The organism is Ureibacillus chungkukjangi (assembly GCF_003217295.1).
Lineage (GTDB): Bacteria > Bacillota > Bacilli > Bacillales_A > Planococcaceae > Ureibacillus > Ureibacillus chungkukjangi.
In genome coordinates, this window is the sequence record NZ_QJTJ01000014.1 from 52,764 (window position 1) to 77,340 (window position 24,577).

The following is a 24,577-nucleotide window of genomic DNA, read 5'->3' on the forward strand; positions in this document are numbered from 1 at the left end:
AAAAAAATGAGTGTCCTAAATTTTATGGACACTCCTTTCAATATATTCCTTCTATTAACTATCTATTTAGTAAACTTCCTACATATCTTAATAATTCGTTGGCTGAGTTGGAGTCATACCCATGCTTATCAATCAATCTTGCAACAACCTCATTTATCTTTTTAAGCTGTGACTCATCAGGTGTTGTAGAGGAAGTCGTAATTTTCACTACATCCTTTAAATCTGCAAACAGCTTTTTCTGGATGGCTTCTCTTAATCTTTCATGAGAATTATAGTCAAATCGTTTTCCTTTACGAGCAAATGCAGAAAGCCTGATTAAAATCTCTTCACGGAAGGCACGTTTCGCATTTTCAGAAATTCCGATTTGTTCCTCAATAGATCGCATCAGTTTTTCATCCGGATTCATTTCTTCTCCTGTAATCGGATCACGAAGCTTATTTTTGTTACAGAAGGCTTCAACATTATCAAGATAGTTATTCATTAAATGCTTTGCAGACTCTTCATAAGAATAAACAAAGGCTTTTTGTACTTCGTTCTTCGCAATTTCATCGTACTCTTTCCTTGCAATGGCAATGTAATTCATGTACTTTTCGCGATCTTCTTCTGATATCGATGCGTGCTGATCCAGCCCCTCTTTTAATGAACGTAAAACGTCTAACGCATTGATAGATGGGACTTCTTTACGAATAATCGCTGAGGAAATTCGATTAATGACATAACGAGGATCAATACCATTCATACCTTCGTTTTGATGCTCTTTTTTCAATTCCTCCACATCTACCGAATTAAAGCCTTCAACACTTTCTCCATCATAAAGTCGCATTTTCTTAACAAGGTCAATGCCTTGCTTTTTCGGAATTTCCAGTCTTGTTAAAACAGAGAAGATAGCAGCAGCTCGGAGTGCGTGTGGCGCAATATGAACATGTGCCATATCACTCTCACTAATCATTTTTGCGTAAATACGCTCCTCTTCACTTACCTTTAAGTTATAAGGAATCGGCATCACGATAATACGTGAATGTAATGCCTCATTCTTTTTGTTTGAAATGAATGTACGGTACTCGGTTTCGTTTGTATGGGCGACGATTAGCTCGTCTGCACTAATGAGCGCAAAACGGCCCGCTTTGAAGTTTCCTTCTTGCGTTAAGGATAGTAAATGCCATAAGAACTTTTCATCAAGCTTCAGCATTTCCTGGAACTCCATCATTCCACGGTTTGCCTTATTTAACTCCCCATCAAATCGATAAGCACGTGGATCTGATTCTGATCCATATTCAGCAATTGTCGAGAAATCAATACTACCTGTTAAATCAGCAATGTCCTGTGATTTTGGATCCGAAGGTGTAAATGTACCAATCCCAACACGTTTATCCTCTGAGAAAAAGATACGTTCAATCAAGACATCTTCAACATGACCACCATATTCTTGCTCAAGGCGCATTGTATTTAATGGAGATAAGCTTCCCTCAATACGAATTCCATACTCTTTAAAGAAGTCTTCTCTTAGGTGCTGGGGAATTAGATGAAGGGGGTCTTCATGCATTGGACAGCCTTTTATGGCATATACTGCACCCTCATCTGTCCGAGAATAATGCTCTAATCCACGCTTAAGTAAGGTAACAATTGTAGACTTCCCTCCACTTACAGGTCCCATTAATAATAAAATCCTCTTACGTACGTCTAATCTTCTAGCTGCTGGGTGGAAGTATTCCTCCACTAATCTTTCTAATGCTGTTTCAAGGCCGAAAATTTCTTTTCCAAAGAATTGGTACATTTTCTTACCGTCTCTTTCCTCTACTCCAGAACTCTTAATCATATTGTAGACACGTGAATGAGCAGTTTGAGCAACTTCTGGTCTTTCTTTAATAATACCTAGGTATTCTTCAAATGTACCTTCCCATTTCAGACTATCCACTTCTTCTTTATAACTTCTAACCCTGCTTAAAATATCGATGATTATTACCTCCATTCAGGGTGGGTTTTTATAAATGTATGAAGCGAGTCCTTCAATGATACCGAATACTTTTTATTATAATTTTATTGGTTCTAGGATATTAAATAGGAAAAGTCTTTTGAACCTTAGAAAATATAAGAACTTCGCTCCACGAAAAGCATATGCAGTATCAAAAATTAATCCTCCTCATTAGTTGTATAGTTTTCGGAATATTTTAATCATGGTACTCATACATATAGGTTGTTAGATACTAGGCTTATCGATAGCATTGTTCAACAAATAAGCCTTAGTTGTCCTTTGTAGATAAGAAGGATTACCAATCTTGTCTGCGATATTGAAAGGAGGATCTTATGTTTACTCAGTTTAAGTATTGGAAACCCTTCGTTGGCCCTTTTGATCCTTGTAAACCAATACGCGTAAAAAGTTACAGTACCCCTCCGCAACTGTATATGAATTTTCAACCACCAGGACTTCCACAATTCACACCACAAGAAGCACTAATGGCCGGTACTCTTTGGCCTCAGCTATATAGCCCATATCCAGATCCACAAAAAGGAGGCAATCCGCATGGCTAAACAAATGCCACCAGAGTATTATCAATGTCTAGAAGAAATTCAGGCGTTAGATTTTGTACTAGTGGAATTAAACCTCTATTTAGATACCCATAATCATGACTTTGATGCTATTCAACAATTTAACGAAACCGCCAAACTGAGCATGCAATTAAAAGTAGAATTCGAAAAGAAATTTCATCCATTAATGAATTTTGGACGAAGCTACTCGAATTATCCATGGAATATCGACGACTCACCCTGGCCATGGCAAGTATAGAAAAGTGGAGAACGCTCGTTCAGCTCTGACAACAACTGGAGGGGGTTTCTGTAAGGACGCTCTTTGTCATTGCAGAAGCCATCGAAGTTGTCGAAGAGCTAGCGTTCGCAACTAGACATCATGAGGAAATCAGCCTAAAAGCGCTACACACGCTCGCAAAGGCTGAGTGACCCACATCGTGTGGGCCTGAACGGGCTCGCTCAGCCGTGAAATAAACTGGCCGACAAAAGCGCCACGTCCATGTGGCGCTGTCGGCACTTAATTTGAAGGAATGTGGGGGGAGGAAAAAAGAATGTTTTATTATGAAAAGAAATTGCAATATCCTGTTAGGGTCAGCACGTGTAATCCCATGCTTGCGAAGTTTTTAATTGAACAATATGGTGGGGCTGATGGGGAATTAGCAGCCGCTCTTCGATATATGAACCAGCGTTATACAATTCCGGATAAGGTAATTGGTTTACTGAACGATATCGCTATGGAAGAATTCTCTCATCTGGAAATGATTGCTACAATGATTTATAAACTAACTAAGGATGCGACGCCAGAACAGATGGTGGCTGCCGGAATTGGCGACCATTATGTCAATCATGATAAAGCATTATTTTATCACAATGCCGCTGGTGTTCCGTGGACCGCATCTTATATCCAAGCAAAAGGTGATCCTATTGCCGATCTTTATGAAGATATTGCAGCCGAAGAAAAAGCTCGCGCAACTTATCAATGGTTAATCGATATTTCAGATGATCCGGATATCAACGACGGATTAAGGTTCTTGCGAGAAAGAGAAGTTGTACATTCCATGAGATTTAGAGAAGCGGTTGAAATCTTGAAAGACGAACAAAATCAAAAGAAATTCTTCTAATCCTTCCTCCCTCTTGCAAAATGCAGGAGGGTTTTTTTGGCTAGTAAACCTTTTAATTTGTTCTTGCTAATCTATCTAATATCATGAGAAGATAGTTTCTATTGATTCTAATAGAAAGATTGGTGAACAAGTTGAATTCAAAAGCTTTATTATTAGGGCTCTTTACTGTTCTCATCTGGGGTTCAACCTTTGCAGCGAATAGCTTTAGTCTGCAGGGTGGCTTTTCAGCAGGACATCTACTGTTATTTCGTTTTGTAGTAGCTTCATTAATTTTTGCTATTATTGCCCGTATACCTAATATGAAATTCCGTTTACCAGAGAAACAAGATATTTGGAAAATTGTACTCTTAGGAATTGTCGGCATTAGTGGCTATCATATTTGTGCAACCTTTGGACAGTTAACAATCAGTGCTGGTACATCCGGAATGTTAATCGGTTCTGGACCTATTTTCACAACAATCTTTGCAATTCTTATCCTAAAGGAACAACTTAGTAAAATGGGATGGATTGGACTAGCCTTTGGATTTGCTGGGATCTCGTTAATTGCTATCGGTTCTGGTGATACAACTTTCGGTATTGCTCCCGGTGTATTTTTAACTATACTTGCGGCTATCGCAACCTCAATCTTTTTCGTTTATCAAAAGCCTTTGTTTAAAAAATATTCAGCTGTCGAGTTAACAGCCTATTTTACTTGGGCAGGTACGATACCATTTCTTATTTTTGCACCTGGTTTACTAGAAGCAATTCAAACAGTACCCGTTGAAGTGAACATAACGGCAATCTATATCGGGGTTTTCCCAACGGCCATCGCTTATTTAACGTGGGCTTATGCATTATCCCAATCAAAAGCAAGCTCCATCTCCACAGTTCTATATCTGGAACCAGTAATTGCGATTATCGTGGCATGGATTTGGTTAAGTGAGCTTCCGAAGTCCATTTCAATCATAGGTGGAATTATTGCCATTTCTAGTGTTATCCTCGTTAACTTCTATGGTAAAAATCAACAGACTATTCAAAAGGAAATTAAGCCTACTCTATAAATATAGGTTCTCCGTTTGAGGTGAAAAAAAGTGGCGATTCTGCATAACGGAATCGCCATACTTTTTTTAATAAACGGAGCATTTTCCGCTAATGTATGGAATGGTGGCTTTAGAGCCGAAATAAGAGGAGTTTTTCCTGTTATCTCCTCAAAATAAGCCAAAATAAAAGAATTTGGTCAATATAACCGAAAAAACTTCCTTTATTTTAAAGAAAATATGGATATTTTTCGACTTAAAAGGAAATTCCTCCGTTATTTCCACTCCCGCTCCCTCCCCACACTCGAACAGCAGCAGAGCCCGAACTCTTCCCCCAATCACACCATACTATTTGGATCGATTGCCGACATTGTTTCCTTTGTTAATAGTCCCTTCTCCTTTAATACCTGCTCTAATGATTTATTTTCTTCATCTGCCTGCATGCCAATTTGAGATGCCAAATCATAGCCCATAGAAGAGCTTAACCCAGTTACTAAAGCAAGACTATTCTCCATATGCTCTCTGCATTTTTCTACATTTCCTTCAATTCCATCAATGCACTTTGTTACAAGAGTTGTTATGGCATTTGTTAGTAAATCAATTGAATGAATTAAAGTAAAAGCCATCACAGGCATCATGACATTAATCTCCAGCTGACCAGCAATTCCTGCTGTAGCCATTGCGGCTTCATAGCCAATGATTTGACAGCTCACCATATGCACCATTTCTAAAATGGCAGGATTTACTTTTCCAGGCATTATCGTAGAACCAGGCTGTACTGATGGTAATGAAATTTCTGCAAAACCTGTTCTCGGTCCTGAACTGAGTAAACGTAAATCACTTGTAATCTTAATAAGGTGCACAGCTAATTCTTTCAGTGTCAGCATTGTACGAATAGCTGCTCTAGGATTTTGTGTAAAGGCAAACATATTTTGTGGGGAACGGAATGGTAATTTTGTTCTCTTACAAACCTCATCCATTACATTAGGGATATATTTGGGATGGAGGTTAAATTCCGTTCCAATCGCTTGCCCGCCAAGTCCGATTTCATATAATGTATCTAAATTTCCCTCCAGCTGCTTTAGAGTATGTGCGATTGTTTCGGCATAACCAGAAAACTCCTGACCTAAACGAATCGGAATTGCATCATGCAAATGTGTTCGTCCAGACTTAACAATCGGCATTAATTCTTCAGACTTCTTTTTTAACGCTTCTACTAGCTTTGTAATTGCAGGGATGAGATTATTAACTAACCCTTCTGCAGCTGCCATATTAAAGGCAGAGTGAAATGTATCATTGGTCGATTGGGACATATTGACATGATCATTTGGATGAACAAGCTTTGACTCGATAGATCCTCCTAAAATTTCAGAAGCTCGATTTGCAATGACTTCATTGACATTCATATTTTGAGAAGTACCTGCACCAGCTTGATAGACGTCTACTACAAAATGATTGTCCCATTTGCCTATTGTTACTTCTTCAGCTGCTTGAATTATCGCCCTTCCCATTTCCTCATCTAACTGCCCATTTTTCATATTCGCCATTGCTGCTGAAGCTTTAATAATTCCCTGTGCCTTTATGATCGAATGCTGTAGCCTTGTCCCGCTTATCTGAAAATTATCCAAGGCTCTCTGAGTTTGAGCACCATAATACATATTTTTTGGAACCTTTACCTCACCAATTGAATCATGCTCTATACGGAATTGTTTTGAAGTATTCATATTGCCTCCCAAACCTTAGTCATTGTTTTAACTACATGGTTGCCATTGACTTGTTGTACTAAACGACAACCTACAAATCACATAAAAAAGCCCGAGAAAATTTCTTCTCGAGCTAAATTGATAGTATTCATGACCACTCACTCTATCGATCACGATGTACAATATTATTTAAAAAGAGCTTTAAAAAGGACGCATTCTGCGGAATTGACTCTAGCGCTTCAATCGCTAAACAATAATGCTCCCACATTTCATTTTTAGCACCCTCTATTCCTAGAATCGTCACAAAGGTTGAGGTTTCATTTTCTAAATCCATTCTTGCTGATTTACCTAGATTCTCAAAATTCCCTTCACTATCCAATAGGTCATCCTTTATTTGAAAGGCAATTCCTGCATGGCGAGAAAATTTCTTTAAAGCATTCATTTCTTTTTCATTTGCTTTTGCTAAAATCGCTGGCATTACAAGAGCTGCTTCAAAGCCTAGAGCTGTCTTATAAAAACACATGGTTTCAAGCTCATCCTTAGAAAATCTTCTGCCCTTTGATTCCAAATCCATGACTTGCCCCTTACAAATATTAGCAGTAACTTGCGCAGAGTAGCGAACTAATTCAAGTACAGTTTTTGAATCGAACTTTTCTAGTAAGGTCTGCTGTTCAATGGCCTTTTGCGTTAGGAATAAACCCGTCAGTTCCCCTATTGCAACATTATACATTTCATGAACAGTTGGTCGACCTCGTCTATAGGAGGCATTATCCTGTGAAGGCAAATCATCAAAAATTAGAGAGGCCGTATGCATGTATTCTAAAGACTTAAAAAGAGGAAGTAGACTCACCTCTTCTAAACCATACATTTCAACTCCGACAAACCAAGCCATAATGGGTCTTAGCCTTTTCCCCTCACCTGTCAAACTATAATTTGCCGCCTCCAAAACAAGATCCTGTTGAAACTCTGCATCTAAATCTGGGGTGATTAAAAGCTCTTGATTAACCATTTCTTTCACTATCTGTATTTTCTCTTTAAATGCTTCTTTTTCAGCTCGTTGGATTTTGAAATGGTCTACCATATGATCTCGTAGTAGCTTATCGAAGAAGTCTACATCATCGCCTTTTTCAACCATTTTTTGTAGAATGGCATTGAACTCAGGAAAGCCAGATGCAAATTGCTTCATAACCTCTTCATACTTTTTCTTACCATGCTTTTCTTTAAATCGTTTCAGTCCATTAATAGCTCTATTTAAAATTACTTCACGGGTCTCACTATGCGAATGATAGACATTATGAATCAAATTTGAAATAACTGCCCAATACATCTCAAAGGGATTAATCAAATCATTACGATGCTGCTGATGCTGAATGTAATACGTATATGGCGTTACAGCACCTACCTTTAAATCATCAAACATATCCGCAAAGTCATCTGCTAATTGGTTGTAAATTCCATATAAAAATGTTCGTTGTTCAAATCCATCGTCATCTTCAGTTTCTTGTATAACTGAACGTGCCACTAATCTTGAAGATGAGGATTTTAAGATAATCGGAACAAACAGCTCCTCATTGGTATAGGTTTTGTTGGACAGTTCCTTTTGTCGATCTATTTCTTGAGAATGAAAAAATACATAAGCTTGCTCGAAAAACTTGCTTGAGGATTGCTGAGTTTGAATATATTCAAACGCTTCTTTTAGCTCTGTATGAATATAAGCTAAAAATTGTAGTGTAGCCTCACTCCATTCACTGCCTAATGGCGGAACCTTACCTGTTAATAGTGAAGTACGAATGAGCTGGGAGAACTGTTCCTTCTCTATTTTAGACAATAAATCAGAATCAAGCAGATCATCGATAAAGGGATATGTTAAACCATAGCAGTAGCCTAGACGTATTGCTTTATCGAGCTTCTCTCTTCGTTCGCTCGGAGAAATATCCTCCTCCATCGCATCGATCGTATGCATCAATACTCCTGCAATAATTTTTATAAGCTTTCGCTGGGCATTCGCTGCATCTAACTCTTCTGGAATATTTGCAGATACTGTATTTAATTTACTTAGCATCCAATCCACTGTTAAAAGGATTTGTTCCTTCTTCCCCTTTTGAATAATCCAGTCAAAGCCAAACAATTCCTTTTTTTCATTCTTTGTCGAATCGATAAGACTTCCCTTTAAATCTCCAACTACCTGATCAATCTTAGACTGTGTGTCTTGATCTTCAAGTGTCTTACCCAAATCACGTAAATAAATATAGGAGATACTTCGTTTTAAATAATCCTCTAATTTATTTGTATAATCTAGCCATTTAATATAATGCATCGTTTCTTTTGAACTCGGCTTTTTCTGTTTCGAAGAAAAAAATGAAAAAAAGGAAGGATGATGGATGTGATTGACTTTCCACTTTTGAAAATCATCAACTAATTTCGGGATATAACTCTTTTTAGTCACCTGCTCATTCAGCAGCTGAAAATAGTGTCTTGCTTGTTCTTCCACTTGCTGATAGCTTTGATCAGCATTTATCACTTCTTTCATTTTTTCACCCTTGCCTTTTACTCTTTTTTAGGTAGAAGTGAAGCACTTCCCTTTCTACTGCTGACTTGCTCTGATAAATCATTATATATATGTAATTAAATAATATTCTAGTCAAGGCATCTAAATACCCTTATGTATAAACAACTAATAAAATGGATGAAATTCCAACATCATTGTATCAAAAGAAATTAATTGGTAAATATTAGATTTAAGGGAGGTGTTTATAATGGCTACAGATGTTCTTTGTGAAGTAGATAGCTGTACATATTGGGCTTCGGGTAATAAATGTGATGCAGCGAGTATCTATGTTGTTACTAGTCGTAACACTGATGAAGCATCAAAAAGTGAAGAAACAGATTGCAAGACATTTGAGAAAAAAGAAGATGATGATATTATTTCTTAAACGAAATACAAGGAGAGGCTCAAACTTATACTTGAGCCTCTTTTTATGTTATTCAAACATCTGCTAAATTTTTTCTCCAAATCATATGATGACTGTTTTCACCCCAATAATTTTCGAGAAACACGAGTGGGGTACCAAACTTCTTAGTCCAAATGATTTGTGCTTGTTGATAGCCACTGTCAAAGCAAAATTCCGAAATCCCCTTATTTCTTAAAGCTTGGTAAATTGCTTGGAGCAGCATATTTCCAATTCCTTGATTTTGATAGTGAGGGTGAACTAGCATAGAGCCTACTTCAGGTATGTGTCTGAGCTGCCCTTTAGTTACTTCAACAAGAATTGAGTTAGGCTCGCCATATGCTATCGAACCAATAATTTGATTTTCATCATAAGCAAATAAGAAAAATCGTTTTCCACCTTTGCTCGCAAAATCATCTGCTAAGAATTTTTTCTTCGTTTCTATTTCATCATTCAGCTCATCTTTTAACTCTGATAAACCTTCTTTTTGATAAGTGTGGGTGATTACTAAATTGAAAAATTCATAAATTTGATTTTGCTCATCGATTTTTGGTCTTCTTATCTCGATTTCACACATTTTTAGTGCCCTCCTACCAAGAACAATAACCTGTTATTCTATCGTAATATTGCCATTATCTGATTCTAACTGAATGATAATTTTACCATCGCCAATAACCTTATCAGTTGTAGATTGACCATAAATATTAACTTTTCCGTTATCAGTCTTCACATTATATTGTAAATTTTTAGATTCGCCTTTTGTTTTCACAAGGATTTCACCATTGTCTGTTTCCAAATCCATTGGCGCATCGATACTATCATTCATCACTGTAACGTCCCCATTATTGGTTTGACCATTGATAACTCCTGAGCTGTTTTCTATTAGGACATCTCCATTATCTGTTTCTACAGCAATTTTTCCACTTTCTACTTCTTTTATATCGATTTCTCCATTATCCGTATCAGCCAATAGTTCTTTTAATTCAATTTCTGATACCTTGATCGCTCCATTATCTGTTTCTATTTTAATTGTTCCGTATTCATTTTTTGGTAAACCAACAATGACTACAGGAGATTTAGAAAAGAAATCAAAAGAAAACCATCTAAAACCTTTTCGATTTACGTCAATTTCTAACGTTTTTCCTTTTACTTTTACATCTAAAGTATAACGATTTTTTTCATTATTCTCTAATTCTATTGAGGCATCATTATCATTTATAGACATTAAACGAACTTCCGCATTGTCACTTTCAATCTCAACATTAGAGAACTCTTTATCAATTATAATGTCTTCTTGCTTACCATTACTAAAAAGATTGAAGACAATTACTGCAATAATGGCAATTAAAGCTACCCATATAAAAACTTTCTTTTTTTCCACTTTAACACGTTCCTTTCCATAATGTTTACTTAAAACCAATGATACAGGGTATATAAGTTAAATATAATGACCCTTTAATGTAAATTACTCTAAGTCTAGAGACGTAGCTTCCACTACACTATTCATTTCGTCATTATATTTATAGCTAATTTGAACATGCTAATTGGAAATACAGATAAAATTTAAGGAGAGTTGTTCATGAAACTCTTTCAAGTTAGAAAGGGACAGTTTGTGTATTTTGAAAATGAGTTGCATAAGGTCTATGCTGTAAAGCCGATGTACAAGAAATCAGTTCATCTCATTAGACTTCGTGATTTAACTCAAGTCTTATCAAGTGCGGCAGAAATTGAAAAGTACCAGCCAAAAGAACAGGATAGCTTTATTTTCAACAAAAAGGTTTATACATTGTCTAAAGAACGAAAGGCAGAGGTTGATGATTATGTATTAATCACTAATCCTAATCCAGATATATTAGATTACTACACATTAAATTCCATTGAGGTCGTTTCTTCTGTTGAAAACAAAGGTGTAATCACTAATGATTCAAATGGCATCAAGCATAACGAATATCTACTGATGGTGCCTGGCCGAAATGAAAAAAGTAATCCAATCGAATATCGCGATCGACCTACCGTTGACAACAATGAATTCACTGATGAAGCAAATAACTTTAACGATTTACTACCTATTATTGGCGATGTCTATAAGAAAAATGACAAAGATTCTGAATTAGAAGTAATGGTTGTCGGTGTCAATGATACCATAGTCTTTCTAGGAAACGGCACCAACGTCCCTCAAGAGGAACTAATGGACACAGAAAAGTGGCTGTTTCAATATAATTTAACCGAGAAATAATAGGATTAGGTCACCCCAATGAAAAAAGCTGCTTGAGGTTTTCCTCTTAGCAGCTTCTTAAACTTATTGTGGTTTGCCTGCTGCTTCCCACCGTTGGATTTCTTCACGAACGATTGGAGCAACTTCTTTTCCTAATAGTTCGATGGATTTCATCACGTCTGCGTGGGGCATTGAGCCGACTGGGCAATGGAGCATGAAGCGTGTAATACCCACTTTTTTACGTAGTAGGATAATTTTCTCAGCTACAGTATTAACATCGCCTGTATAAAGGGCCCCCTCTATGCTACGAGCATGGTCAAAGGATTCACGAGTATATTGTCCCCATCCGCGTTCTCGTCCTAAAACGTTCATGGCTTGCTGTGTTGGCGGGAAGAATTTTTCGATTGCTTCCTCTGTTGTATCTGCTAAAAAACCATGGGAGTGGGATGCAACCGTAAGTTTAGATGGATCATGACCCGCTTCCTTTGCGGCTCTATAGTATAGGTTAACAAGTGGAGCAAATTGTAATGGACTTCCACCAATGATGGCTAAGGCTAAAGGTAAGCCTAAGTAACCTGCACGCGCTACTGATTGAGGGGTACCACCACTAGCAATCCATACAGGTAAAGTCTCTTGGACAGGTCGAGGATATACTCCACGATTTGAGATATCTGCTCGGTGCTTCCCTTTCCAGTTGATGATTTCATTTTTAGTTAACTGTAATAATAACTCTAGCTTTTCTTCATAGAGCTCATCATAATCCTTAAGGTCGTAGCCAAACAATGGGAATGATTCTATAAAAGATCCACGCCCTGCCATAATTTCAGCACGACCATTTGAAATAGCATCTACTGTTGAAAACTCTTGAAAAACACGAACTGGATCATCAGAAGACAAAACAGTAACAGCACTCGATAATCGAATGTTTTTTGTACGTGAAGCAGCTGCTGCGAGTAAGACAGCCGGAGCAGAGCATGCATAGTCTTTTCGATGATGCTCCCCAACTCCATAGACATCCAGTCCTACCTCATCAGCTAACACGATTTCCTCTATTACTTCGCGAATACGTTCTGCATGACTAATTGTTTTACCTGTTTTTACATCTGGTGTTGTTTCTACAAAGGTAGTTAGCCCAATTTCCATCTTCTACACTCCACTCCTTATTTCCTGTAATAATTACCTATTACTATGGAAATACCATATTCTATAATTATTCTCGAAATTAATGATACATGAATAGTGGAAGATGTTTCAATTTTCGTGTATTTATTTTACAACTAACGCGCCTTTTAAAAACCTCTTCTCGAATTCTTCTGTAGCACATGGTCTACCAAAATAGAATCCTTGAATATAGTGGCAATTTTGCTCAAGTAAATATTCTAACTCTTCTTTTGTTTCAACACCCTCTGCTATTACCTCTAGCTTCAAATGCTGGGCCATTTTAATCATTGCAGTTGTAATACTTGCGTTTTCTGATTCTGATGAAATGTTCTGGATAAAGGAGCGATCAATTTTAACACCATCTAGCTGGAAGGTTTTCAAATAATTGAAGGAGGAATAGCCTGTCCCAAAATCATCGATATAAATTTTTACACCTAAATCCTTTAATTCACGGATTGTTTTAAATACTGTTTCTTCATTTTTCATAATGGAGTTTTCAGTAATTTCAATTTCAAGCCATTTACCTTCTAGTTGAAATTCTCTAAGTAAATCACGAATTTCAGATGCAAATTCTTTTTGTAGGAAACGTTGTGAGCTAATATTGACACTGATTGGAACAAGTGGAATACCCGCTTCTCTCCACTCAACTAATTTTTCACAAACCTTTCGCTTCATCCATTTCCCCATTGGGATAATTAAACCCGTCTCTTCAGCAAGAGGAATGAACTCTCCAGGAGAAACTAGTCCTAACTCTGGATGCATCCATCGAATTAACGCCTCCGCACTTACTGTTTTTTGCGTTATTGCATCTACACGAGGCTGTAAATGAACAATGAATTCATCATTCATAATCGCCTTACGTAAATCTCTCTCCATAAGGAATGATTGATAACTTCTCTTATTCATCGATGGATCATAAATTTGATACATATTACGCCCTAAATCCTTTGCTTTATATAAAGCAATATCAGCATTCTTCATTAAATCAATTGCATCCATGCCACCTGTTGGGTACAGGGAGATCCCAATACTTGCAGTGATTAATAATTCGTATTCTTCAATATAAAAGGGATTTACTAATTGCTCTAGAAATTTTTCAGCTATCGTAATCACTTCTTCTTCAGCCGTGATGCCTGAGCATAGAATCAAAAATTCATCCCCTCCCATACGGCAAGCAAAGTGTTTTTCGATGTTGATGCTCGCTAATATTCGTTTACCCATTTCACTTAAAAGCTGGTCACCAATTTGATGCCCAAGTGTATCGTTAATCGATTTAAATCGGTCTAAATCAATTAATAATATTGCAAGCATTTCATCACTTTTACTATTGATTTGCTGTAAGGCTTCTCTTGTTTTTGAGGCCATCCATCTTCTATTTGGCAGCATGGTTAGCTCATCATGGTGAGCTAAATATGCATTCATATCTTGAACCTTTTTTTGCTCAGAGATATCCTTCCCAATCATATAAACCCCTTGAATCTGATTATCTATGATGACTGGCAATATCATAACATTTAGATAAATTTGATTTAAATTTTTATCTCGGAAATCAATTTCGAAATTTTGTATATTTCCTGCCAAAGCCTCTTCTAGATAACCATTAATAGAGTTTGCACACGTGTGTAATAAGATTTTTTCAATATTTTCATATGTACTTTCCTGCTCTGAAAGCTCAAAAAGTGCCAGTGCCTTCGGGTTCATATTAACTATCCTTGCGTTTTTATTGAAAACTACAAGAAAATCCTGGCTAAGCTTTACTAAGGATTCGTATTGCTCCTGATTTAATAGGAGCTCTTCTTGAGTAGATTTTAATTCAGAAATATCAAGTACTGTGCCTACGATTTCAGTAACTTCATTTCCATTCTTAATAGGCACTACATCTACATAAACATACTTTCCTTTTATATCGATTTCATAGTTTACACGTTCTCCTTGAAATGCTTTTTCATAATGAGAATGCTTTATAAACGCAATATCTTTAGGAAAAACTTCAAAGGGAGTATGATTTCTCAATCTCTCATCATATGCTCCGATATCTTCCAATAACTTTCCAATAGACATCGTATAAACAAATTGCCCGTTTTCATCTTTAGCCATTGTAAAAATACCATTTTGAAGGTTTTTAATTTTATCTATAAAATCAATTTTCTTGGCGTCGGATATGTTTTTTCTATGATTATCTGTGACCTCTGTTATAAGTAATATTTCTAATTGCTCTTGTTCTACGGTTATGTGTTGCGACTGTACCTCCAGCTTTACTTCATTTATCCCTGTAAATACAGGCCGATTGCAATGGTTTCTTACAGTACTAGTGGAAAAATCGCAAACTAACTTTGTAATCGATGTATTAAGTACATCCTTAGCCATTACATCAAACAACTTTTCAGTATTTCTATTTATATATGTAATAATTCCTGCCTGGTCCGTCACAATAATATTATCTTTTTGCAGGCTAAAAAGCTGATACAATTGTTCTCGCTTATCGAGAATCCCCTTTATATTTTTTTCCATATCTTCCTCACTCACTAAATAGTATTTTATATTTTTCATACTTAATAATAACTTATCAGCAATACGAAAGTCACATCCAACTTCCCCCATTCTAATCAATAAGTATTCGTTTTATTTTGAAAATAAAAACTACAAAAGTCCCAAAATCAAAAAGAAGGAGAAAAACAATCTCCTTCCTTCAGGTTCAAGCCATTATTTTTTCTTTACTTCTTGAATTAGATAATCAACAAATAAGTCATCTTTTACTAACGCCGCTTCAAAATTCCGCTTAACAAATGACTCGGCTGCTTCAAAATTGGAAAAGCTTTGCTTTACTTCTGTATTATTCTTTTCGACAATCCACAGCTCTTTTTTAGGGAAAATAAATAAAATATCATTTTTTCGATTTTTATATAGGGAACCAAAAGTAGAATTCTTTACGTTGTAGCGATTTCTTTTAGCATCCTCCTGTATCGATTCAAGAGGAAAAGTATCTAGAACATAGTGTTTATAGGCTTCGTCAGTTAATATACTGCCCGATGCCTTCTGATGCCCTCCCCCACCATAATGTCCCGCAATTTCAGATACGTCTACATGGTCGTGGATTGTCCTGTAGGAGATTCTTTTTCCTCCCATATTGAGTATCACTATATAATCTAGATGAGCATATTCTTTTCCTAATTCATTTCCTAGCTCGGAATGATACGATTCTGCATAAACAACACCAGCATAATGATTTCTAACTTTTGCTTGGACAATTTCTCTTTTCTTTCGACGAATATATCGTTCAATTTTATCTTCTTCCATATTCAGCAATCTTTTTTCAAACGCATCAAAATCAAAGTGCTCAGCTGATGAGAGACGTTCAATCATTGTTTCTTCAAAGTCATCTATAGAAACTAAGTAAAAAAGCGAGTTTAGTGAATGAGCTTTTTGATTCTCGTTCTTCTCCCATTCCCAAGTATCATATTGCCTTACCAGCTCAACAAATTCCGATAACGCCGTATTTGCCTCCAAAAAGTTCATGGAGACCAAATACTCATAAAACAATGAGGTAGCAGAAGTTAAATTTCCTAAAGTATCTTCTACTACTACATAGCCCCACTTACAATCATCTAAGTGCAATGCTGATTTATGGTGATCAATCAATTGGATATTCCCATGTTTTTCGTAATATTCATTTAATCTATTTACATTTTCCTCATTTGGCGATAGGTCCGTTATAAATAAATATGTTTCAGTTGAATCATTTTCAAGAAAAAATTCAATTTCTCGATTCAAGGAAGCAACGGAATTATAGCGAACTTTAACATCCGGTCCAAATGCTAGTTTAGCTAAAATACCACAGCCTACTCCATCTAAATCATTATGGGTTAATAGTTTGTACATTTCTTTCACCTCAAGCGGTAGTATGGTTTTTATTGAATAAATTAAGTCCTTTCAAAATCTTCCTCTCTTAAATTTTTATAGAGTATATATTTCTATCTTTAGGTAAAAAATTATATTGTTCAAATTTCAACTAAAGGGATGACACCAATGAGTAAACCTCAAACACGTATAAAGGAAACTAAAATTACACAGGTAATTCTTCTAGGCATTTTTTGTTTTTCCATTGTAGTTGCATTATTAGATTCTATTTCAATTCAGCCCAATGTAACGTCGATATATTTTTACCTATTATTACTAATGGTTATCGCAACTGTCTATAAACCTATTCGCTTATTTTTAGCTAAAAGTGTTTCTTTTATTTTCAAAACACTCTTTTCAAGCATTAAATCCTTATGTACAACTGCCATTTCATTTATTTTACATAAGTAGAAAATTAATATTAAATGAAAAATTGATTTGTTTACCAACTGTCACTTACCCTTTTTCATTTTTTTCATACTATACAATGAGGAGCTGAGGGGAAAGGAGGAGCATAGCATGGTAAACAGAAATCAAAGCCAAGGTCAAAATCGAAATCAAATTCAATCTCAATATCAACTGCAAACTAATGTGGACAATGCTAATTCAGTCATGAGTGAGGAAGAATTCATTGCTAAGCTCAGCACACTAGCTGGAGTGATTCAGACTGTTGGCGGGATTATGTCCACAGCAGCTTCCTTTCTAGCCCTACAGAAGTTCCAACGAGATATCATCATTGATGACGAACCACAGGGAACCGGTACTAGTGCTAACGATGATAGAATTAATGAATTAGAAAAACAAATTCAATATTTAATGAAAGAAATCGAAGACTTAAAAGGACGTCAACCTTAAACAAAAGAAAACTCCACACAGGTTTCCCTTATGTGGAGCATTGAAGAAAATAATGATTAATTAATTGAATACTTACCAAATCCATCAGTACCATCACCTAAATATTTAATAGTGCTTCCTTCTGGAATTGAGTTTACAGCCTTTTTCGATGATTCGAAAACAACATTTGCAGTTGTTGGAAGTGCAGCAAATTTCCAGTTATTATCTGCCGATGGATCGATTGTTTCGTTAGCAATAATATAATCGATAATCGCTTGACGATTCTCATCTGGATATACTTCTACATAAGATGCATTACGCACCCCAGGGAATGTACCGTTTGCACGATAGTTGTTTGTTGCTACAATGAATTCTTGTTTTAAATCAATTGGTTGACCGTTATATTGTAAATTTACAATACGTGATGAACCTTCATTTACTAAATTACCGTTCGGATCGTATTTAGCTGGTTTTGTTACGTCAATTTCATAAGTAACTCCATCAATAACGTCATAGTTATATGAACGGAAATCGGTATTGATTAATTGTTGTTCTTTAGAACTGCTTGCATCGATTTGGTTAAATTGACCTGCTGACATTTCTAACCACTCTTTAACATCAGCTCCAGTTACTTTCAGAATTGCTAATGTATTATCGTATAGGTAAAGGTCAGCTACGTTTTTGATAGCCAATTCACCCGTTGGTACATACGTATAGTACTCAGGGTCGCTGCGTGTACCTGCTTTAAATGGTGCTCCCGCAGAAAGAACTGGATGGCTATCAAATTCAGTACCTTTAATTTTATTTTCTACATAAATAGTTTGTGCATTCGTTACAATTTGAATTGAAGGATCATCTAATACTTGTGAGAAATAACTATGAATATCTGCACTTGTTTTTCCTACTGGTTGACGAACATATTCAATTGTTCCTTCATGTGCTTCTTTTACAGCAGCTGCTAAACCTGCATCTACATCCGAAGAGTCTTTAGCGATTGCACGTACTTCTCCTGTACCAGTTACTACGTCCCACTCTTCACCTTTTTGCTCTAGAGTTAGGTCAATAACACCTAAGTGGCTTCCGTATTTACCAGGCATAATGATAGGCACACCATTCATAGTACCTTTTTCAATATCAACATTTGTTAAAGAAGCGTCAACTGAACCTGGGAATACTCCGTGAGCATGTCCAGAAATTATCGCATCTACACCTTCAACCTTTGTTAGAAGGTAAGATATATCCTCTTCACCAACAGTATGTGTCGCGTCACCTAAGCCCGAATGCGAAAGAACAACAATAACATCTGCTCCGTCTTTTTGCATTTCAGGAATAAGCTTCTCTACTGCTTGTACAGAATCATCAACAGTTACTTTCCCTTCTAAATGAGACTTGTCCCAATTTAAAATTTGTGGAGGTACAATTCCTGTTACCCCAACTTTAACAGTTGAAGTATTCCCCTTTGAATCTACTACTTCTTTTTCAATAATGACAAATGGAGTATACATAAATTCGCCGCTTGATGCATTTCGAATGTTTGCATTTACATATGGGAAGTCAGCATCATCTTCAACTTCATCAAAGAAATCTAAACCATAGTTAAATTCATGGTTTCCTAGTGTTGCTGCATCATAATCTAAATACTCCATCGCTGCTACAGAAGGATGATCTTCACCTTCTACAAGTTTGTCTACAGCTTGTTTATAAGACCCAAGTGGAGTACCTTGAATCGCATCCCCATTATCGAATAATAATGAATTACTGTTTTCTTCACGAGCTTTTTTAATTAGTGTTGCTACTTTTACAAGTCCTAAACTATTAGACTCTGTATCTTTGTAATAGTCATAATTCATAATGTTTGTATGAATATCTGATGTACCTAAAATCCGTAATGATGCAGTTGTTTTATATTCTTTTAAGAACCGCTCCAGGATTAAATCTAAATGTCTATCTGCTAATACATTTTTAAGCTTTAGGGTTTTGTCTGTGTACCCACTTAATAAGCCTAATGAAACAGCTTTTGCTAGCTCATCAAGGTTTTCTTTTTTAGCAGAATTGATATCTTTGTACTGCTTTAAGATATCCTCTGAGTATGTTTTGTTATCTTTTATAACCGTTACTAGACCGACAACTGCTTCTTCACGAGTGATGTTTGCATTTGGCGCGAATCTTTTTGCTGTTTTTCCATCGATGAGTTTTAATTCAATTGCTTTTTCAACGTAAGGTTTTAATGATGCAGGAACATCATTAAATTTCACTGTTTTTCCTGTTCCTAATTCAATTCCCATTGAATCAATTACAGCTTTTACGTATTCTCCTCTTGTTACTTGATCAACTTTTGCTGCGTCTACTTCCTTTACATTTGCAAATCCTGAGACTGCAAGTGATAAGGCTAAAGCAGAGGCGGAAACTTTCTTCCACATTAAAAACTCATCTCCTAATTAACAAAATTCTAAATCAATAGAATTTTATCAAAAAACAAAATATAAATATAGCAATTTTTATATTTTTTTGAAAAAAGGGAGTTTTTTTACATATATTTAATATATTCTCCATTTAAATATGTATAAATTTAAAGGCTGACACAAAAAATAATTTTTGTATCAGCCCTCAGTCACTTGTATTGATTTATTTTAATTTTATTGACCTGAACGTCCTTTTAATTGTGCTTCCGCCATTTGAACAAGGCGTTTTGTAATCTCACCGCCAACTGATCCATTGGCACGTGCAGCATCTTCTGGTCCAAGGTTTACACCAAACTCTTGAGCAATTTCAAATTTCATTTGATTCATTGCTGCCTCAGCACCCGGGAAGAGTAATTTGTTTGAACTTCTTTCAGAAGCCATATCTCTCACCTCCTTCGTAAATTTAGAATGGTCTAGGAGGTGTCCTTAAATACGTTGCTAAACATTCCTACATAGTATCATTTTCCCTTGTATTAAAATAACAAAAAGAAAATAGCTTTGATTCCTTTACTCTATATAATGAAAAACTGCTTTCTACATACTTTATTTTATTGGATTCAGAAAGTAGTATAAGCTAAAAATTCTAAAAACTTACACAAAATGTATTGCATTTGGTTTAATAAAAGCGTATCATGTTAATTAATTAAATAATCACTTATTTCAAGAACTTTTGAAGTAAGGATAGAGGAGCAAAAACCATCAGTACACAGTAAGAGGATTATGAGATCCAAAGACGATTGTGGAAAGGGGAATTTGCCGAAGCTTTTGAGAATCTCATTATCTCACGAGCTGGTTCTGTTATTGAAGAAATGCAGAACTGTCATATAGATTTCTATATGGAGGGCTATCTTACGCAAGGAAATGAACTTTATTTCTTCGCAACAACGAACCCTCGTTGTTGCTTTTTTGCGTTTACTTATCTTAACGCCCTTCTCCCTCTATTTTCTTAGAAAGCTAATGGTTATCGAAATTTCGAAAACATTAGTTGCCTCAAAAGGAGAAAAGAAGCTTATGTCTTTCTTTTCTGCTAAAAAATAAAAGGATGTGGAGAAGTAATGAATTTCGGAAAAATTTTAACTGCTATGGTGACGCCATTTGATGCGTCCGGTGAAATTGATTGGAATGCTACAAAAAACTTAATTAACTATTTAATCGCTAATGGTAGTGATGGACTAGTTGTCTCGGGTACAACAGGAGAATCTCCTACTTTAAGTGAACAAGAAAAACTTGATCTATTTAGATTTACAGTAAAGGTAGTAGACGGTCGAGTACCTATTATTGCAGGCACTGGCTCTTATAATACGAGAGATTCAATTATTTTAACAAAACAAGCAGAAAATGCAGGTGTTGATGGCATCATGCTAGTAACACCATACTACAACAAGCCTTCACAGGAAGGAATGTACCAGCATTTTAAAGCAATTGCTGCAAGCACATCTTTGCCAATTGTACTTTATAATATTCCTGGCCGTAGTGCTGTAAATTTAACTCCTGAAACGGTAATTAGACTATCAGCTATTCATAATATTGTAGCGATTAAAGAAGCAAGTGGTAATCTGGATGCGATGGCTGAAATAATTGAGAAAACACCAGAAAACTTTTCTTTATATAGTGGTGATGACGGCTTAACTTTACCTACCCTATCGATTGGTGGTACTGGTGTAATATCTGTAGCGGCACACATTATCGGAAATGAAATGCAACAGATGATTCAAAAATTCCAAAATGGCAACTTAGCTGGAGCTGCAAGTGACCACCGTAAACTGTTACCAATCATGAAAGCTCTATTTGCAACACCAAACCCAACTTCAGTAAAAGCAGCATTAAATTCTAACGGGATTCAAGTCGGTGGCGTACGTTTACCAATGATTCCATTAAACAACGAAGAATTAGCTTCATTACAAGCAATATTAAATTCTTTCGAAGAAGTGAATATGTAATATATTTTAAACAGGATCCTTAATAATCCTGTTTTTTCATGACAAATTCAATTTGATTACTACAAAATTTCCTTAATATATAGCAAAAACCAGACAAAGAATAACTCAATGCTTTCTTTGTCTGGTTTGATATTGGCAGTACTAAAAACCTCTTTGGGTTATCTTTCCTCAAAATCCTTTGTAAATAACTCCCCTAGCTTTTTAATACCTTCTTCAATTTTTTCAGGAGTACTGGATGAGAAGTTTAAGCGTAGGTGCTTGATACCGTCATCTGGATTTTTACAGAAGTGAATTCCTGGAACAAAGGCGACTTTGGATTCTGATGTAGCTCTTTCAAATAAGGCGAGCACATCCGGTTCACCTGGGAGCTCTACCCATATAAATAGCCCACCTTCTGGCTTTGTGAATTTCGTTCCTTCTGGGAAGTACTTTTCAATACTCGTAATCATTGTATGTAATTTTTCAGCATACATTGCATTTATTTTTTTCAAATGGTCTGGTAATAGACCTTGCTCAAGGAATTCTGCACAAATGGCCTGCGTTAAAGTTGCAGTATGTGTATCTGCACCTTGTTTTGCTACAGTTAGCTTTTGAATGATTTCTGCCTCTGCTAATACTGTCCCCACACGTAATCCTGGAGAAATGATTTTAGCAAAGCTATTTAACAGTACAACGTGACCTGTTTGGTCGAACGTCTTAATAGCCGGTAACACTTCTCCTGAATATCTCAGATCACAATAAGGGTCGTCCTCTAAAACAATCACATTAAATTGTGAAGCTAATTCCGCAACTTTTTTACGACGCTCTAAAGGTAAAGTGCGACCTGTTGGATTTTGGAAAGTAGGAATCGTGTAAATCATCTTTGGATTATGTTCTTTTATCTTTGCTTCTAAATCTTCCATTACTAAACCATGCTCATCCATTTCAACAGGCACTGATTTTACAAAGTACTTATTGAATGTAGAAAATACCCCTAAAAATGTAGGTGACTCTACTAGCACTACATCCCCTGGCTCAAGAAAAGCATCTGCTAACAAATGGATTCCTTGAGAGGCACCAGTAGTCACAATTACATTCTCAACTGTCCCCTTTATTCCTTTTGGGTGAACAATATGTTTTAGATAGGCCTCTTTTAGAGGTTTCCAGCCCTCAGTAATTCCGTATTGTAGAATTTGGTGTCCGTTTTCTGATAGTAATTTGTCGGTAATCCCTTTAATTTCATCGATTGGGAAAGATTCATTTGCAGGACTTCCCCCACCAAATGAAATCATCTCTGGATCTGCCATTGCCTTAAAAATTTCTCGGACTGCACTTGAAGATACTTCCCCCATACGGTTTGCGAACTTATACATTGTAAATCTCCTTTCAAAAATCCCTTATAAATCAATACTTTCATCCTACTCATTATAACCTAAAAATTTTTTCTCTTTTTTAATTCATCGCGTCTATTCTCTAATTGATTAGTGCAGAATAGAATCGGAGGTGATAACTTATGGCAAAGCGAAATAAGCCCCTTAAGAAAGGCAAAAAAGACAAAAAAGCGAATAACCTCGAAGAGATTGCAGTAGAGCAAGATGTAAATGCTGCTGCAGCTGCACAGAAAAATGCTTCACAAAAGAAAAAAAAGAAATAGTTAAATCTAAAAATAGAAGAAATGCTTTTTCTTAAGGGTCTCTTTTGTGAAGAGTCCTTTTTTTATGTGTTGCTTATTTAATTTCGTTTAATCTTCAAAACTCCATTTACAACATAATTGGGTCTTTGCTCATTCATAACCGCTTCAACATTAGACCAAATATTTTCATGTGCTCTGAAGAACGTACTAGTCGAAATACCGCCAATATGAGGAGAAAATAAAACCTTATTTTCTGTATCAGCTGGAAGATTAACTAAAGGGTTGACCTTAGTGGTCGGTTCTGGATAAACCGTATCAAAGCCGGCACCTTGAATTTCACCTTGGATTAATGCTTCTTTCATTGCTTCATTATCTACAATTTCTCCTCTTGCTGTATTAACAAGAAAGGCCGTTTTCTTCATCTTTTTCAAAAATTCCTGGTTAACCATAGCTGTTGTTTCTTCTGTTACAGGCACATGGATGCTAATGATATCGCATGTACTTATTAGCTCTTCAAGCTCTAAGTAGGTAACCTGATGTTGATCTTCCACTTCTTTGGCAAAACGTGTTCGACTGTAATAGTAAAGATTACTCTCAAAGGAAGCTAACCTTTTCGCTACTGCCTTTGCAATATCTCCAAAGCCAATTAGACCAACTTTACAATCAGCAATTTCTGTAATACCTTCAATCATAGCTTTTTCCTTTGTTTGCAATTGTTTACCCTCACGTACACTTCGGTCTCCAGAAGCAACATTCCTTAATAATCCCAGCATCAGTAGAATTGTCTGTTCTGCAACCGCCCCTGAGTTAACTCCTTTATTATTACAAACATAAATACCGCGTTCCTTCGCCGTTTGAATATCAATAGCGTTATAGCCAACACCTTCAGAATGGATAAGGCGCAAATCTGGTAAATTTTCAATGAGGGTTTTACTGACTTGTGCAATAGCATCTGCTAATATAATTTCGGAATCTCTTCCCTTTTCGATTAGTTCTTCATCACTTGTGCCAATTGGAAAATAGAAAATTTCAGCCTTTTTAATAATTTCATTATTGGGCATATACTTTTTATATCTATCCTCATTTCCAATTACTAATACTTTCATTAAATTACCCCCCATCACAAGTAAAGTTTTACGAAT

At 36.1% G+C, this 24,577-nt stretch carries 22 protein-coding genes and 1 riboswitch; of the genes, 10 read left to right on the forward strand and 12 right to left on the reverse strand.

Features of this window, described 5'->3' with window-relative positions; genetic code table 11:
- Window positions 1-58 precede the first annotated feature (58 nt).
- Window positions 59-1,969: a PrkA family serine protein kinase gene (locus tag BJ095_RS11330; protein ID WP_282433276.1), complete on the reverse strand. Its 1,911-nt coding sequence runs from the start codon at window positions 1,967-1,969 to the stop codon at window positions 59-61.
- 335 nt (window positions 1,970-2,304) lie between these two features.
- Here BJ095_RS11330 and BJ095_RS11335 point away from each other — a divergent pair, with 335 nt between their 5' ends.
- The 4 genes from BJ095_RS11335 to BJ095_RS11350 all read left to right on the forward strand — a co-directional run bounded on the left by BJ095_RS11335 (window position 2,305) and on the right by BJ095_RS11350 (window position 4,687).
- Window positions 2,305-2,529 carry a spore coat associated protein CotJA gene (locus tag BJ095_RS11335; protein ID WP_107935269.1) on the forward strand — a complete coding sequence of 75 codons (225 nt, stop codon included), beginning with the start codon at window positions 2,305-2,307 and terminating at the stop codon, window positions 2,527-2,529.
- Window positions 2,522-2,785, forward strand: coding sequence for a spore coat protein CotJB (locus tag BJ095_RS11340; protein WP_107935270.1), 264 nt, complete (start codon window positions 2,522-2,524; stop codon window positions 2,783-2,785). Before BJ095_RS11335 ends, BJ095_RS11340 begins: the two co-directional genes overlap by 8 nt.
- A 292-nt stretch (window positions 2,786-3,077) precedes the next feature.
- Window positions 3,078-3,647, forward strand: a complete 570-nt coding sequence (locus tag BJ095_RS11345) for a manganese catalase family protein (protein WP_107935271.1) — start codon at window positions 3,078-3,080, stop codon at window positions 3,645-3,647.
- Between the two features lie 122 nt (window positions 3,648-3,769).
- Entirely contained in the window at window positions 3,770-4,687 is a 918-nt protein-coding gene (locus tag BJ095_RS11350) for a DMT family transporter (RefSeq protein WP_328588996.1), read from the forward strand.
- Between the two features lie 314 nt (window positions 4,688-5,001).
- Here BJ095_RS11350 and BJ095_RS11355 read toward each other — a convergent pair whose 3' ends face one another.
- Window positions 5,002-6,387, reverse strand: coding sequence for a class II fumarate hydratase (locus BJ095_RS11355; protein WP_107935273.1), 1,386 nt, complete (start codon window positions 6,385-6,387; stop codon window positions 5,002-5,004).
- 142 nt (window positions 6,388-6,529) lie between these two features.
- The gene (locus BJ095_RS11360; protein ID WP_107935274.1) at window positions 6,530-8,896 is read right to left on the reverse strand and encodes a polyprenyl synthetase family protein; all 2,367 of its coding nucleotides are present in this window, start codon (window positions 8,894-8,896) and stop codon (window positions 6,530-6,532) included.
- Window positions 8,897-9,122: 226 nt separating this feature from the next.
- On the opposite strand from BJ095_RS11360, the gene BJ095_RS11365 reads away from it, so the two are divergent.
- Complete coding sequence (locus tag BJ095_RS11365) at window positions 9,123-9,299, forward strand: DUF1540 domain-containing protein (RefSeq protein WP_107935275.1); 177 nt, start codon at window positions 9,123-9,125, stop codon at window positions 9,297-9,299.
- Between the two features lie 52 nt (window positions 9,300-9,351).
- Here the strand turns inward: BJ095_RS11365 and BJ095_RS11370 are convergent, their stop codons facing one another.
- Both BJ095_RS11370 and BJ095_RS11375 read right to left on the reverse strand, forming a co-directional pair.
- A complete protein-coding gene (locus tag BJ095_RS11370) occupies window positions 9,352-9,891 on the reverse strand; it encodes a GNAT family N-acetyltransferase (RefSeq protein ID WP_107935276.1) in 540 nt (179 codons plus the stop codon).
- 33 nt (window positions 9,892-9,924) lie between these two features.
- The gene (locus tag BJ095_RS11375; protein ID WP_107935277.1) at window positions 9,925-10,695 is read right to left on the reverse strand and encodes a DUF4097 family beta strand repeat-containing protein; all 771 of its coding nucleotides are present in this window, start codon (window positions 10,693-10,695) and stop codon (window positions 9,925-9,927) included.
- A gap of 198 nt (window positions 10,696-10,893) precedes the next feature.
- On the opposite strand from BJ095_RS11375, the gene BJ095_RS11380 reads away from it, so the two are divergent.
- Window positions 10,894-11,550, forward strand: coding sequence for a hypothetical protein (locus BJ095_RS11380; RefSeq protein ID WP_107935278.1), 657 nt, complete (start codon window positions 10,894-10,896; stop codon window positions 11,548-11,550).
- 63 nt (window positions 11,551-11,613) lie between these two features.
- On the opposite strand, the gene BJ095_RS11385 is transcribed toward BJ095_RS11380, so the two are convergent.
- The 3 genes from BJ095_RS11385 to BJ095_RS11395 all read right to left on the reverse strand — a co-directional run bounded on the left by BJ095_RS11385 (window position 11,614) and on the right by BJ095_RS11395 (window position 16,569).
- Window positions 11,614-12,672 (reverse strand): LLM class flavin-dependent oxidoreductase, encoded by a 1,059-nt coding sequence (locus BJ095_RS11385; protein ID WP_107935279.1) that lies wholly within the window; start codon window positions 12,670-12,672, stop codon window positions 11,614-11,616.
- Between the two features lie 123 nt (window positions 12,673-12,795).
- A complete protein-coding gene (locus tag BJ095_RS11390) occupies window positions 12,796-15,201 on the reverse strand; it encodes an EAL domain-containing protein (RefSeq protein ID WP_181418050.1) in 2,406 nt (801 codons plus the stop codon).
- Window positions 15,202-15,393: 192 nt separating this feature from the next.
- A complete protein-coding gene (locus BJ095_RS11395; RefSeq protein WP_107935281.1) occupies window positions 15,394-16,569 on the reverse strand; it encodes a DHH family phosphoesterase in 1,176 nt (391 codons plus the stop codon).
- Between the two features lie 147 nt (window positions 16,570-16,716).
- Between BJ095_RS11395 and BJ095_RS11400 the strand changes: the two genes are divergently transcribed.
- Complete coding sequence (locus BJ095_RS11400) at window positions 16,717-16,998, forward strand: hypothetical protein (RefSeq protein WP_107935282.1); 282 nt, start codon at window positions 16,717-16,719, stop codon at window positions 16,996-16,998.
- Between the two features lie 108 nt (window positions 16,999-17,106).
- Window positions 17,107-17,442 carry a hypothetical protein gene (locus tag BJ095_RS11405; protein WP_107935283.1) on the forward strand — a complete coding sequence of 112 codons (336 nt, stop codon included), beginning with the start codon at window positions 17,107-17,109 and terminating at the stop codon, window positions 17,440-17,442.
- A gap of 56 nt (window positions 17,443-17,498) precedes the next feature.
- Here BJ095_RS11405 and BJ095_RS11410 read toward each other — a convergent pair whose 3' ends face one another.
- Both BJ095_RS11410 and BJ095_RS11415 read right to left on the reverse strand, forming a co-directional pair.
- Window positions 17,499-19,841, reverse strand: a complete 2,343-nt coding sequence (locus tag BJ095_RS11410; RefSeq protein WP_107935284.1) for a bifunctional 2',3'-cyclic-nucleotide 2'-phosphodiesterase/3'-nucleotidase — start codon at window positions 19,839-19,841, stop codon at window positions 17,499-17,501.
- Between the two features lie 216 nt (window positions 19,842-20,057).
- Complete coding sequence (locus BJ095_RS11415; protein ID WP_107935285.1) at window positions 20,058-20,264, reverse strand: alpha/beta-type small acid-soluble spore protein; 207 nt, start codon at window positions 20,262-20,264, stop codon at window positions 20,058-20,060.
- Between the two features lie 293 nt (window positions 20,265-20,557).
- Window positions 20,558-20,738, forward strand: a riboswitch (Lysine riboswitch).
- Window positions 20,739-20,938: 200 nt separating this feature from the next.
- On the opposite strand from BJ095_RS11415, the gene dapA reads away from it, so the two are divergent.
- The gene (dapA, locus tag BJ095_RS11420) at window positions 20,939-21,823 is read left to right on the forward strand and encodes a 4-hydroxy-tetrahydrodipicolinate synthase (RefSeq protein ID WP_107935286.1); all 885 of its coding nucleotides are present in this window, start codon (window positions 20,939-20,941) and stop codon (window positions 21,821-21,823) included.
- 158 nt (window positions 21,824-21,981) lie between these two features.
- On the opposite strand, the gene BJ095_RS11425 is transcribed toward dapA, so the two are convergent.
- Entirely contained in the window at window positions 21,982-23,175 is a 1,194-nt protein-coding gene (locus BJ095_RS11425; RefSeq protein WP_107935287.1) for an aminotransferase-like domain-containing protein, read from the reverse strand.
- A gap of 140 nt (window positions 23,176-23,315) precedes the next feature.
- Between BJ095_RS11425 and BJ095_RS19070 the strand changes: the two genes are divergently transcribed.
- Complete coding sequence (locus BJ095_RS19070) at window positions 23,316-23,456, forward strand: hypothetical protein (RefSeq protein ID WP_181418051.1); 141 nt, start codon at window positions 23,316-23,318, stop codon at window positions 23,454-23,456.
- Between the two features lie 77 nt (window positions 23,457-23,533).
- Here the strand turns inward: BJ095_RS19070 and BJ095_RS11430 are convergent, their stop codons facing one another.
- Complete coding sequence (locus BJ095_RS11430) at window positions 23,534-24,541, reverse strand: 2-hydroxyacid dehydrogenase (protein WP_107935288.1); 1,008 nt, start codon at window positions 24,539-24,541, stop codon at window positions 23,534-23,536.
- Window positions 24,542-24,577 lie beyond the last annotated feature (36 nt).